The 12,264-nt window shown below is 71.8% G+C and carries 12 protein-coding genes; 3 read left to right on the forward strand and 9 right to left on the reverse strand.

Features of this window, described 5'->3' with window-relative positions; genetic code table 11:
• Positions 1–28 precede the first annotated feature (28 nt).
• Complete coding sequence (locus tag BLQ62_RS18345; RefSeq protein WP_068528661.1) at positions 29–418, forward strand: DUF5319 domain-containing protein; 390 nt, start codon at positions 29–31, stop codon at positions 416–418.
• Between the two features lie 76 nt (positions 419–494).
• Here BLQ62_RS18345 and BLQ62_RS18350 read toward each other — a convergent pair whose 3' ends face one another.
• Genes BLQ62_RS18350 through BLQ62_RS18360 form a run of 3 tightly spaced genes read right to left on the reverse strand, consistent with a single transcriptional unit; the run spans position 495 to position 3,119 of the window.
• Positions 495–1,667 carry an anti-sigma-D factor RsdA gene (locus BLQ62_RS18350; protein WP_068568098.1) on the reverse strand — a complete coding sequence of 391 codons (1,173 nt, stop codon included), beginning with the start codon at positions 1,665–1,667 and terminating at the stop codon, positions 495–497.
• A 1-nt stretch (position 1,668) separates the two neighbouring features.
• Positions 1,669–2,241 (reverse strand): sigma-70 family RNA polymerase sigma factor, encoded by a 573-nt coding sequence (locus BLQ62_RS18355; protein ID WP_068528656.1) that lies wholly within the window; start codon positions 2,239–2,241, stop codon positions 1,669–1,671.
• A gap of 20 nt (positions 2,242–2,261) precedes the next feature.
• Positions 2,262–3,119 carry a hypothetical protein gene (locus tag BLQ62_RS18360; RefSeq protein WP_068568097.1) on the reverse strand — a complete coding sequence of 286 codons (858 nt, stop codon included), beginning with the start codon at positions 3,117–3,119 and terminating at the stop codon, positions 2,262–2,264.
• A gap of 376 nt (positions 3,120–3,495) precedes the next feature.
• Between BLQ62_RS18360 and BLQ62_RS18365 the strand changes: the two genes are divergently transcribed.
• A complete protein-coding gene (locus BLQ62_RS18365) occupies positions 3,496–3,798 on the forward strand; it encodes a WhiB family transcriptional regulator (protein WP_068530324.1) in 303 nt (100 codons plus the stop codon).
• Between the two features lie 77 nt (positions 3,799–3,875).
• On the opposite strand, the gene groL is transcribed toward BLQ62_RS18365, so the two are convergent.
• The 4 genes from groL to BLQ62_RS18385 all read right to left on the reverse strand — a co-directional run bounded on the left by groL (position 3,876) and on the right by BLQ62_RS18385 (position 8,339).
• Complete coding sequence (gene groL, locus BLQ62_RS18370) at positions 3,876–5,483, reverse strand: chaperonin GroEL (protein ID WP_068528653.1); 1,608 nt, start codon at positions 5,481–5,483, stop codon at positions 3,876–3,878.
• 98 nt (positions 5,484–5,581) lie between these two features.
• On the reverse strand, positions 5,582–5,881 hold the full coding sequence (gene groES / locus BLQ62_RS18375) for a co-chaperone GroES (protein ID WP_068528650.1): 300 nt from the start codon (positions 5,879–5,881) through the stop codon (positions 5,582–5,584).
• A gap of 169 nt (positions 5,882–6,050) precedes the next feature.
• The gene (locus tag BLQ62_RS18380) at positions 6,051–7,424 is read right to left on the reverse strand and encodes a DUF445 domain-containing protein (RefSeq protein ID WP_068530321.1); all 1,374 of its coding nucleotides are present in this window, start codon (positions 7,422–7,424) and stop codon (positions 6,051–6,053) included.
• A 42-nt stretch (positions 7,425–7,466) separates the two neighbouring features.
• Positions 7,467–8,339, reverse strand: coding sequence for an MmyB family transcriptional regulator (locus BLQ62_RS18385; protein WP_231857707.1), 873 nt, complete (start codon positions 8,337–8,339; stop codon positions 7,467–7,469).
• An 87-nt stretch (positions 8,340–8,426) separates the two neighbouring features.
• Here BLQ62_RS18385 and BLQ62_RS18390 point away from each other — a divergent pair, with 87 nt between their 5' ends.
• Positions 8,427–8,870, forward strand: a complete 444-nt coding sequence (locus BLQ62_RS18390) for a hypothetical protein (protein ID WP_068568095.1) — start codon at positions 8,427–8,429, stop codon at positions 8,868–8,870.
• Here the strand turns inward: BLQ62_RS18390 and BLQ62_RS18395 are convergent.
• Entirely contained in the window at positions 8,834–10,624 is a 1,791-nt protein-coding gene (locus BLQ62_RS18395) for a DUF2339 domain-containing protein (RefSeq protein WP_068568093.1), read from the reverse strand. The two genes, BLQ62_RS18390 and BLQ62_RS18395, sit on opposite strands and share 37 nt — an antisense overlap.
• Positions 10,625–10,671: 47 nt before the next feature.
• On the reverse strand, positions 10,672–12,231 hold the full coding sequence (locus tag BLQ62_RS18400; RefSeq protein WP_068568091.1) for an MFS transporter: 1,560 nt from the start codon (positions 12,229–12,231) through the stop codon (positions 10,672–10,674).
• Positions 12,232–12,264: the final 33 nt, after the last annotated feature.

Genomic DNA, 12,264 nt, shown 5'->3' on the forward strand with positions numbered 1-12,264 from the left:
CCCGGCGGTTTCTGCGTACCGTGGAGGCGTGCGCAACAATCTTCCCCCCGGCCTCCCGCCGGACCCGTTCGCCGACGATCCGAGCGATCCCACGGCCGCGCTGGACTCGCTCGACCCCGGCCAGCCCCTCGACCCGGCCGAGCGGCTGGCGGTCGAGGAGGACCTGGCGGACCTGTCCGTCTACGAGGCGCTGCTCGCCCACCGCGGCGTCCGCGGCCTGGTGATCTGCTGCGACGACTGCCAGGAGGACCACTACCACGACTGGGACATGCTGCGCGCGAACCTGCTGCAGCTGCTGGTCGACGGCACCGTCCGCCCGCACGAGCCCGCCTACGATCCCGCGCCCGACGCCTACGTCACGTGGGACTACTGCCGCGGCTACGCCGACGCGGCGATGAACCTCGCCGGCGAGGAGTGACGCGCCGCAGCCGCGATCGAGAGACGACGAAGGCCCCCACCGGATCGGTGGGGGCCTTGCTCGTCCGTCCGCGCGACTACCGCGGGAACCACTCCTCCGGCACGACGGTCAGCACCGAGGTGGACGCCGCGGTCGTCGTGGTGGACGTGGGCCGCGGTCGCGTCGTGGTCGTCGTGGTCGTCGTGGTCGACGGCGACCCGCTGGTCGTCGTCTCCGTCGGCTCCGTCGTGGTCGGCTCCGTCGTCGTCGGCGACGGGGTCGTGGTCGGCACCGTCGTCGTCGGTGAGGGCCACGGCGTGGTCGGCCGGGTCGTCGGCGTCGTGGGCACCGGGATCGTGATCGTCGGCTCCGACGGCGTGGTGGACGGGACCGACGGCGACGGACGCGTGGACGTGGGCAGGTCGGTCGAGCCGACCGGCAGCCCGGCGCGCGCCTCCGCGGCGCGGATCCGCTCCTCGAGCGCGGCGCGGTCCTTCTCGTTCTTCACCTTCGCCGCCTGCTGACGGGCGCTGACCAGCGCCGTCTGCGCGGCGGCCTGGTTGCTGCCGTCGATCTCCTGGTCGGCCTTGGCGAGCTGCGCCTTGGCCTCGGAGGTGGCGATCGTCTGCGATGCGGCGTCCGAGAAGACGACCTCCTTGACACTCCACAGCGCACCGTCGCCCGGGCTCGCGGAGTTCACCAGCACGGTGCCGCCGCCGAGGAGCGCCACCGCCGCGGCGGCGGACCCGGCCACCAGGCCGAAGCGCCGGCCGCGCCGCGAGGGCGCATCGCCGATCGGGGTGACCGCGCCGTCGCCCTCGCCCGACGGTCCGCCGTCGGCCGCGGGAGCCGCAGGCGGGGCCTGGCGGCTCGAGCGGGACGACCGGAAACCGCGGCCGCGGCGGCCCGCGTCGGTGGCGGCGAGCAGCTCGTCGACCGACGGACCGGACGGAACCGGCGTCGTGACGATCTCGTCGCGCCAGTCCGCGAGCAGCGAGGCCAGGGCGAACTCGGTCTGATCGGCGGTGCTGACGGCACCACCGGCGGCGAGCGCCTCGATCAGGTCGTCGTCGCGCCGCACCGCGGCCACGTCGACGGGCGCGCCGTCGTCGGTGACGCGATCCACGAAGCCGGTGTCGTCGGCGCCGATGTCGCGAGGAGCGCCGGGGCGCATGGGGCGCATCGGCGGGCCCAGACGGTGAGCGGCCGTGCGTTCGGGGTCGTTCGGGTCGGTGTACCCGTTCTCGCCCCGTCGGTCGTCGTCGGCCATGTCAGTTCTCACCTTCTTTCGCGATCTGGTTCTTCAGCTTGGTCAGTGCACGGTGCTGCGCGACCCGGACGGCACCAGCGGTGCCGCCGACGGCCTCCGCGGTCTCCTCGGCCGAGAGGCCGACGACCACGCGGAGGATCAGGATCTCGCGTTGTTTCTCCGGGAGCGTGCTGAGCAGGCGAGCCATGTCCCGGCTCGCCTCCGTGGCGAGCGCGTGACCTTCGGGTCCGCCGTCCAACGACGCTCTCTCTGGGATCTCGCCGACGGGGTCGGATTTGTTACGCGTCGCGCTGCGGAAGCCGTCCGCGACCTTGTGCGCGGCGATGCCGTACACGAACGCCATGAACGGACGCCCCTGGTCTTCGTACCGGGGCAGAGCCGTCATCACAGCCATGCACACCTCCTGCGCGAGATCCTCTGCGGACAGCGAGTGACGCTCGCCACCGCCGACCCGCGCGCGGCAGTACCGCACGACGAGGGGTCGGATGGTGTCGAGAACATCAGCGAGCGCGGTCCGGTCTCCGCGCGCAGCGTCGCGCACGGCCAGATCGAGCTCCTCACCTGTCAGATTCATCGCCAGCCTGCATTCCGCCGTTACACCCCTGCCAGATCCGCGCCATCACGAATCCATTCCGACTCCAAGGCGGCTGCAACGCGGGACATCTGCGCCCCCTGCCCCGCTCCTGACAACCCACTCATCATTTTCGCTCCGGCCCACCTTAGAGGATTCAACCCCGCCTCCGTGGCGACGTGGTACGCCTTCCCCACAAGAGCCTCCGCCCGCTCACCGTCGCCGGAGGCCATCGCCGCCGCACCCGCTATGAGGAGGGTCTTCGCACGATGACGGGGCCTGGACTCCCCCGGATCGGCCGCGAGCAGGGCGGGCACCGCCGCGCCCGCGCCGGCCGCGTCGCCCGAGTACACCGCCAGCTCCGCGGCCACCCAGTCGCGGCGCAGCCGCGCGCGGGGCACCGTCCACCAGGGCTCCGGCACCGATGCCGGCGCGGACCCGTCGCACTGGGCGGCGAGATGCTCGTCGGCGCGGGCCAGGAGCCGCGCACTGAGCGGGTACCGCCCGGTGCCGAGGGCATCCGCGGCCAGCCCGACGGTCGCGTCGACCATCAGCGCGGTCCGCAACCCCGAGGCGGGTTCGCCGGGCTGTGCGGCCGCAAGGGCGAGGGCCGCACCGTCGGGCCCGGTCGCTGTGCGGTGCCGGCCGGACTGGCGCAGCATGGAAGCCTCCAGGCAACGCGCCGCGGCGGCGAACGGCCCGTCGCCGACGGAGGCGGCCACGGTCCGCGCCGCGGCGAACCGCCCGGCCCCCGCGAGCGCGACCGCGCGCAGCCACGCAGCGCCCCCGGGGGCCGCGAGCGGGCCGACGGGACCGCAGTCCGCTCCGAACGCCGCGGCGAGCAGAACCTCCGTCGCGGCGTCCGAGTGTCCAGTTTCCAAAGATTTAACCTTCCTTGTTTTGCAGCCGCCACAATGGTGCTCCATGGTCGTTCCCGGACGCTGACGTAACGTCCAGGTAAGACGATTTCCGTGCATCACCGAACCCGGGGACCGACGATGTTACGGCGTACGATAATTGAAAACATAGCACTACCAGCGCAGACCCCCGCCGACCTGCATGCTTCACGTTCGCAATTCCTCAGGTTCATACCGTCTGGATGAATGAACACGACGTAAATTCTCACGCTGATCGAAACACCCCCCTGATAGGTCTAAGCGGGTTGACCTTCGTCTGGCGAACTGCTTACGGTGAGAGCGCGAGAGGAACAACGACGTTTCCACGCCCGCGAGAACGCCGAGTGTCTGGAGAATGCGCATGCCTCAACCCAACGAGCTCCCCGGTCCCAACTCGGATTTCTGGGACTGGCAGATGCATGGCGTGTGCCGCGGCGTGGACAGCTCGGTGTTCTTCCATCCCGACGGGGAGCGCGGCCGCGCCCGCGCCCAGCGCGAGCGGCGCGCGAAGGAGCTGTGCCGCACGTGCCCCGTTCTCGCGCAGTGCCGCTCACACGCCATCAGCGTCGCCGAGCCGTACGGGATCTGGGGCGGGCTCTCCGAGTCCGAGCGCGCCGCGCTGGCCGCCAAGTCGCGCGTGAAGACCAGCCGGATCGCCGGCTGACCGACGCAGACGAGCGCCCCCGACCGAATGGTCGGGGGCGCTCGTGTGCGTGCTGCCGAGCCGCGCTCGGGCCTCTCCTAGTGGGAGTGGCCCGCGTGCGCGTCCTCGGGCTCCTCAGCCGGCTTGTCGACGACGGTGGCCTCGGTGGTGAGGATCATCCGCGCGACCGACGCCGCGTTCACCACGGCGCTGCGGGTGACCTTCACCGGGTCGATGACGCCGTCGGCGATCAGGTCGCCGAAGGCCAGCGTGGCGGCGTTGAAGCCCTTGCCGGTCTCGGTGACCTCGTTGACGATGACCGCGCCGTCCTCGCCCGCGTTGGTGGCGATCCAGAACAGCGGGGCGGTCAGCGCGCGACGGAACGCGCGCACGCCCAGCTTGACGTCGCCCTCGGCGCCGTCCTCGAGGTCGGCCAGCTGCGCGCTGACCTTGACCAGGGCGGTGCCGCCGCCGGAGACGATGCCCTCCTCGACCGCGGCACGCGCGGCGGAGACGGCGTCCTCGACGCGGTACTTGCGCTCCTTGAGCTCGGTCTCGGTGTTGGCGCCCACGCGGATCACGGCCACGCCGCCGGCCAGCTTCGCGAGGCGCTCGGAGAGCTTCTCGCGATCCCAGTCGGAGTCGCTGTTCTCGATCTCGGCCTTGATCTGCTGGGTGCGCTGCACGACCGCGTCCTTGGAGCCGGCACCGTCGACGATGGTGGTGGCGTCCTTGGTCACCTCGACGCGCCGGGCGCTGCCCAGCAGGTCGATGCCGGCCGTGGCCAGCGAGAGGCCCAGGTCGGTGTTGATGACGGTGCCGCCCGTGACGATGGCGAGGTCCTCGAGGAAGGCCTTGCGGCGATCACCGAAGAACGGCGCCTTCACGGCGACGGCCTTGATCGTCTTGCGCAGCGTGTTGAGGACCAGCGTCGACAGCGGCTCGCCCTCGACGTCCTCGGCCACGATGAGCACCGGCTTGCCGGTCTCGACGATCTTCTCGAGCAGCGGCAGGAAGTCGGGCAGCGAGCTGATCTTCTCGCGGACCAGCAGCACCAGGGCGTCGTCGAAGACGACCTTGCGCGACTCCAGGTCCGTGACGAAGTTCGGGGAGATGTAGCCCTTGTCGAACTGCACGCCCTCGGTGACGACCACGTCGGTCTCCACGCCCGAGCTCTCCTCGATCGTGACGACGCCGTCGGCGCCGACCTTGGTCATCGCCGAACCGATCATCTCGCCGAGCTCGGCGTCGCGCGAGCTGACGGTCGCCACCTGGGCGATCGCCTTCTCGCCGTCCACCGGGGTGGCCTGGGCGATCAGGATCTCGGAGGCCTTGTCGGCGGCCGCGCCGATGCCCTTGCCGAACTCCATCGGGTTGGCGCCGGCCGCGACGTTGCGCAGGCCCTCCTTGACGATCGCCTGCGCGAGCACCGTGGCGGTCGTCGTGCCGTCGCCCGCGATGTCGTTGGTCTTGGTGGCCACCGACTTCACCAGCTGGGCGCCCAGGTTCTCGACCGGATCGTCCAGCTCGATCTCCTTGGCGATGGTCACGCCGTCGTTGGTGACGACGGGGCCGCCGAAGGCCTTCGCGAGCACCACGTGGCGGCCACGGGGGCCGAGGGTGACCTTGACGGCGTCGGCGAGCTGGTCGACACCGGCCTCCAGGCTGCGGCGCGCCGACTCGTCGAATGCGATTTGCTTAGCCATATTTCAAAGCTCCTCAAGCTCTGCTGAAACGGCCGGACCGCCCGGCCCCGGCGGTTTCCCAGGGGGCCGGGCGGTCCGGAATTCGCACGTGTGCGCCGTTACTTGCCGATGACGGCCAGGACGTCGCGCGCGGAGAGCACGAGGTACTCCTCGCCGTCGTAGTTGAACTCGGTGCCGCCGTACTTGCTGAACAGCACGGTGTCGCCCTCGTTGATGCCGGTGGGAACCCGGTTGCCCTGCTCGGTCACGCGGCCCTCGCCCACGGCGACGACGGTGCCGGTCTGCGGCTTCTCCTTGGCGGTGTCCGGGATGACCAGGCCCGACGCGGTGGTGGTCTCGGCCTCGGTGGCCTTGACCAGGATCTTGTCGTCAAGCGGCTTGATGTTCACGCTTGCCACAGTTCGCCTCCATGTATGGATATCGGTGTCATGTTGTCTGGCCCGAAAGTCACAGCCGTCGTCGCGGGTGCCGGCGTCACCTTGTGCGGGCGGGATACCCCGCTTCGCACGAACCACTTAGCACTCTACCGATGGGAGTGCTAGCACTCAAGGGCGGTGTTCCGACAGATCAGTGGGTGAGATGCTCGACCATCAGAACCTGCAGCTCACCGACGAGGAAGCCGAGGATCGCACCCACCATGATCAGCGTCTTCTCGTCCGCCTGGAACGCGGGACGCAGGACTCCCTCGAACTCGTCGGGGGTCATCGCCGCCATCTTGTGCACCATCGTCGTGCGGATGTCGAGCCTGGCGTCGAGGTAGTCGTTGGCGTCGGCGAGCATGACCGGCATCGCGGCGACGAAGTCGTCCGCGCCCGCCCGCGACATCGGGCCGATCTGCGTCATGTCCAGGCCGCCCGCGACCTTCCCGACCTGCCCGCCGACCGCGCCGCCGACCATGCCCACGGCGTCCGCCACCACCCCGACGAGGTTGCCCGCCGTGAGCGGGCCGACCCCGACCTTGTCGAGGCCGAGGTTCTGCGCGTTGCCGCGCAGCGCCTTCTCGACGCTCGGCAGCTCGTCCTCCATCGCCTCCCGCAGCACCCCGGCGACGACGGTCACCAGCTGATCGCGCTGCGGTCCGGTGAACAGCGAGCGCACCAATCGCTCGGCGGTGAGCACGCGGGTGGCGATGAGCGCGCCGTACTCCTCCGAGACGGGGATGCGGTGCTTGAGGAACAGGCCCTGCCACGGGATGAAGCCGAGGTACTTCGTCGGCTCCTTCGGGTTGAAGATCAAGCGCAGCGCGGCCCAGTCGGTGAACCAGCCGGTGAACAGGCCGAACAGCGGCATGATCCACGGATTGCGGAACAGGGCCCAGCAGGCCGCCTGCAGCAGGCCGATGAGGAAGCCGAAGACCAGGCCGCTGTTGCGGATGAAGGCGAACTCCCGTCGCCCGACGTCCAGGAACATCCGCTCGAGCACGTCCGGGTCGGCGAGCACCTCCCGCGTGACCATCTCCTTGAGGTCGAAGACCTCGTCGATGTTCTCCCGGATCGCCACCACCAGCTTCGGGACCAGATCGCGCGCGATCACCTGCGCGCGCTGGACCACCAGATCACGCGCGGTGCCGGGGAGGAGGTTCCACAGCGCCGGCTGGTACTCCGCGGCGACCACCGGCACGATCCGCGCGACCTCGCGGCGCAGCTGCCGCTCCATCCGGTCGCCCAACTCGTCGGCGTCGACCTTCTCGAGGATGTCCGAGGCCGAGACCAGTCGGTCGGTGAGGGTGTCGCAGAGGACCTCGACCATCTGCGGCGCCCTCTTCGGGATGATGCCCTGCCACCCGAGCTTGCCGATGCCCTTGAACTGATGCGGCCGGAACATCATCCGGATCGCCACGACCTTGGTGCCGTACCCGATGAGGGCCGCGATGATCGGCATCGAGACGTAGATGAGCCAGTTCCGCTGGACGTCCGCGGTGATCTCGGCCCACGACTGCATGGCGGCCACCCTACGCAGGACACCCGCCCGACGTGATGTGAATCACATGAGCGGGCCGCCGCCGTTCCACTCCCCCTGCGGCAGATGGGACGCAATGTGCGGCGCCCGCGCCAGCAGGGCGTCGAGCTGCTCGCGGCGCCGGCCGGCACCGGCGTCGAGACGCCGGCGGGTGGCCGGATCCGCGGGGTAGAAGGCCTCGAGTACGAGGCTCTCGAGCACCACGTCGTGCGGGCCGCCGAAGGTGGTGAGGGTGCTGACGAAGGAGAGCTCGGCACCGTCGTCGTCGCGCATCCGGAACGGGACGAAGACGCCGGGCGCGGGATCGGGGTCGCGCCCGCCCCGGGGCGGCGCCGGGTAGGCGCGCAGCTCGCGGTACAACTCCCCGAGCCGGGGGTCGGCGGTGCGCTCGTAGCTGCGCCGCACCCTGGCGAGTGCGGAATCGCGCACCTGCGCGTGGTTGAGCAGGCGCGGCACGAGTCCATCGGGGTGCAGCGTCAGTCGCATGACGTTGAGCGGCGCTTCGAGCAGTGCCGCGTCGACACCGGTGACGAACAGCGCGGCCCCGGTGTTGGCGGTCACCAGGTCGAATCCCGCACCGAGAACCATTGCGGGGTACGGCGCATGGGCGGCGAGGACGGTCTCGAGCGCCGCGCGCACGGGGCGCATGGGCGCGTCGTCCAGGCCGTGCGCCGTGTACACCGGGGCGAACCCGGCGGCCAGCAGAGCCTCGTTGCGGGCGCCGAGCGGCATGTCGAGTTGTTCCCCCAGTGCGGTGACGAGGCGCCTGCTCGGTCGCGCGCGACCGGTCTCGACGAAGCTCAGGTGACGGGCGGAGACGCCCACCGCCAACGCGACGTCGAGCTGGGTTCGGCGGCGCCGCACGCGCCAGTCCCGGATCATCTCGCCGCAGGTCACGATCTCGACGCTAGCGTCGTTCGGTAGGCGGCCGCATTACCTCGGAGGTAATCGACGCCGTACCCGCTCGCCGCGAGACTCGTCGCCATGACGACCACGATCACCATCTCCGACCGACTCTCGCCCGCCTTCACCGCAATGGCCGCCGGCCGCATCGCCTGGGGCGCCGCCGCGGTCCTCGCGCCGCGGACCAACCTCCGCGTCGCCGGCGCCCCGTCGCTCGGCGCCCCGCACACGGACTACCTGATCGGCGTTTTCGGGGTGCGGGCGCTGGCGATCGGGCTCGGCTACGTCACCGGCGACGCCGCCACCCGGGCCCGGTGGCGCCGCCTCGGCCTGCTGATCGACGTGGTGGACACCGTCAACGGGCTCGCCCGTTTCGCCGCGGCGGACGACGCCCAGTCGCGCCGCGCCGGACGCCTGATGGTGGCGATCACCGGTGCGTACGCGACCGTCGGGCTGGCGGACGCCGCCGCCGGGCTCGCCCGCTCCCGTCAGGCGCGACGCGGGCGGTCCGACCGGGCCGCGTAAGCCGCCCCCACACCGAGCAGGATCACGCCGACCAGCAGGAAGGCGATCACGCGCACCGCACCGTCGAGGGCCGCGAGGTCGAACAGGAAGAGCTTTGCCACCGCGCCCCCGATGAGCGCCAGTCCCGCGACGTTCCCCGCTGCACCCCAGTCGTGGCGCCGCTGCAGCAGCAGGTGGGCGCCGGTCGCGATCCAGACGACGGTGGCGGCCCCGTGACCCCAGCGCGCACCGTCGACGCCGCCGATCGCCCAGCCGGCGTTCGCCAACAACGCGGTGGCCGCCCCGAGCGCCGCGACGCCGCAGGCCACGCCGAGCGGCGTGCGGCTCTCCTCGGGCACCCGCGGCACGAGGCGCCACGCGACGACGACGGCGAAGACCAGCGCGAGCGCCGCGGTCACGAGGGCGGGAGCGGTGCCCGCGCCGCGCCGCCCGGCCTCGTCGAGCAGGGCCACCGTCGCGCCGTAGCGCTCGAGTGCCAGTGCGAGACCGACCCCGCCGAGCACCGCGCCCGCCCAGCAGGCCGACGGTTCGCGCCGGGCCGCGACCAGCGCGCCGATCCCCAGCACGAGCACGACCGCGGGCAGCGACGCCGCGGGCACCGTGATCACGGCGCCGAGGAGGGCGGCGAACGCGGCCACGCCGAACCACACTCCGCGCACGGCGGGCGTGGTGCCGGGCAGCAGGGCGAGCGCGATCAGGGAGGCGACGAGGGCGAATGCGGCGAAGGCCGCGGCCCAGTCGGGCGCGCCGATCATCGCGAGCAGGACGGGCGCGACGGTGACGACGCCGGCGGCGATCAGCGGCCACGAGCGCCCCGCGCGGGCCTGCGCGTCGGCGGCCGCGAGCAGCCCGACGACGGCGCCGAGCACCGTCGCTCCGAGTACCGGGAGGGCGTCGGACGGCCCGGCGGCGAGCGCGAGCACCGCGAGGGTGAGCGCGGTGCCGCTCGCGCGGACCACGTGCAGCCACGGCCAGGCGGCGGGACGGGAGACGCCGATCGAGGCGATCGCGAGGATCAGGGTGAAGCCGCCGAGCAGGTGGGCGTTGTCGGCGAGGGGCGGCGCGAGCACGTAGACCGGCGCGTACAGGGCGATCCCGAGCCACTGGCTGCGCCAGCGGGTGGCGAGCGCGAGCCCGGCCAGCGCGATCAGTCCCGAGAGCGCGAGGCCGATCGCCGGGTGCACCCACCCGTAGATCCCGGTCACGGCGACGGTGTCGAGGTAGGCGGCGGCGACGCCGGTCGCCGCGAGAGCCGTGGCACCGATGCGGCCGCCCGGCCGGCGGTGCAGCCACAGCGCCGCGCCGAGCAGGCCGGCCGCAAGGACGGTGCCCAGGCCCACCCGGACGGCGGGCCCGAGCAGGCCCGCCTGCGCGGCGAGCACGAGGAGCAGTGCGACGCCGATGAGGGTGACCAGCACGCCCGCCCCGGCGAGGACCCGCGCGACGGTGAACACCGACGACGACGGTGCGCGGACGGGCGCGAGCGGTTCCGGTGTCGCGGGCCCGACGGGGCGGCGCGCGGCGGACCCGGGCGACCACGACAAGGGCTGCGGCGCGGGGCGCGGGTGCGGTGCCGGATGGGACTGCGGCGCCGCCGGACGGGGCGCCGCGGAGCCGAGGAGGACGGGTCCGGCGGCGGGCTGCGCGAGGGCGCCGAGCTGGGCCTGCATCCACTGCAGTCGCCGGACGGTGATGTCGAGTTCGGTGGCGAGACGCTCGATCCGGGGATCGGTCTGCGCGAGGGTCTGTGGCATGCCCTTACGCTGCCGCACCGGAGGCCGGCGCGGCAGCGTAGGACTACTCAGTCCGCGGCGGTACTTCCCGCCCCCACCGGCGAGGCGTCGGCCTGCGGTCCGGTGGGAACGGCACCGTCGGCGCGACGCGGGCGGGCCAGGGCGAGCACCGACACCGTGCCGGCGAGACCGACGAGGGTGAGCCCGACGACCACGGCGATCGCGGTGGTCATCCCGGGCAGTAACTGACCGGGCAGGGCCTGCGTCCCGGCACTGGTGGTGATCGCGGTGACCACGGCCATCATCACCGCGCCACCGACCTGGATGAAGGTGTTGAGCAGACCGGAGGCCAGCCCCTGCTCGTCGTCGTCGACGCCCTCGGTGGCCTGCGAGTTCACGGCCGGGAAGGTGAGGGCGAAGCCCACGCCGAGCAGCAGGATCGTCGGGAACAGGAACAGCCAGTAGCTGGCGCCGGCCTCCGCGCGGAGGAACCAGACGTACGCGCCGAGGAAGGCGGTCAGGCCGACGGCGACGAGGACGGTGCTGTTGACCCGATCGAGGACGGCGTCGATCTTGGTGGCGGAGGCCACCACCAGCAGGCCGGCGGGCAGGAACGCGAGCGACATGGCGACGGGGCTCCAGCCCAGCGAGTCCTGCACGTACAGCGTGACCAGGAACTGGAAGGCCGCGTACCCGCCGAACATGACGAAGCCGGCGAGGTTGGCGTGCACCAGCCGCACGGAGCGCAGGATGCCCAGCCGGACCAGCGGGTGCCGGTGCTTGGCCTCGATGACGACGAAGGCCACGGCGAGCAGCGCGGACACGGCGAACAGGGTGAGCACCGTCGGGGACGTCCAGCCGAGGTGCGGGGCCTGGACGACGGTGTAGACCAGGATCAACAGCGCGCCGGTCGAGGTGAGGGCACCGGCCACGTCGAACCGCTTGAGGGAGAAGGTCTCCGACGGTGCGGTGCGCGGGATCACCTTCCAGCCCAGGACGACGAGCGCGATCGCGATGGGGCCGGGGAAGAGCAGGGTCAGCCGGTAGGAGGCCTCGGTGAGCAGGCCGCCGAAGACGAGGCCGAGCGAGAATCCCGAAGCGCCGCAGACGGTGTAGATGGAGAACGCCTTGTTGCGCGCCGGGCCCTCGGCGAAGGTCGTGGTGATGATGGACAGCCCCGCGGGCACGGTGAACGCGGCCGCGACGCCCTTGATGAAGCGCAGCGCGACGAGCGCCGCGGGCAGGTCGATGAACGCTGTCGCCACGGAGGCGATGCCGAAGACGGCGACCGCGCCGAGGAAGACGGGTCGGCGGCCGATGAGGTCGGCGGCGCGGCCGCCGAGCAGGAGCAGGCCGCCGTAACCGAGCACGTAGCCGGAGACGATCCATTGCAGCGAGGACGGATCCATGCCGAGCGCGGCCTTGATGGAGGGCAGTGCCACGCCGACCATCGAGATGTCGAGGGAGTCGAGGAACAGTGCGCCGCACAGCACGAGCAGCAGGAGCCAGGTCTTCGAGGTCCAACCGCTCGCGGTGGTGACGTGGTCCGCGGGCGCGTCCGCGCTGTTCGACGGTGCTGTCGGGGGTTCGTGTGTGGTGGTCACGTCGGCAACTCTATGCGTATGCATTAAATGTGTCTACATTTATTTCTCAGGAATATA

This window comes from Tsukamurella pulmonis (genome assembly GCF_900103175.1).
GTDB lineage: Bacteria > Actinomycetota > Actinomycetes > Mycobacteriales > Mycobacteriaceae > Tsukamurella > Tsukamurella pulmonis.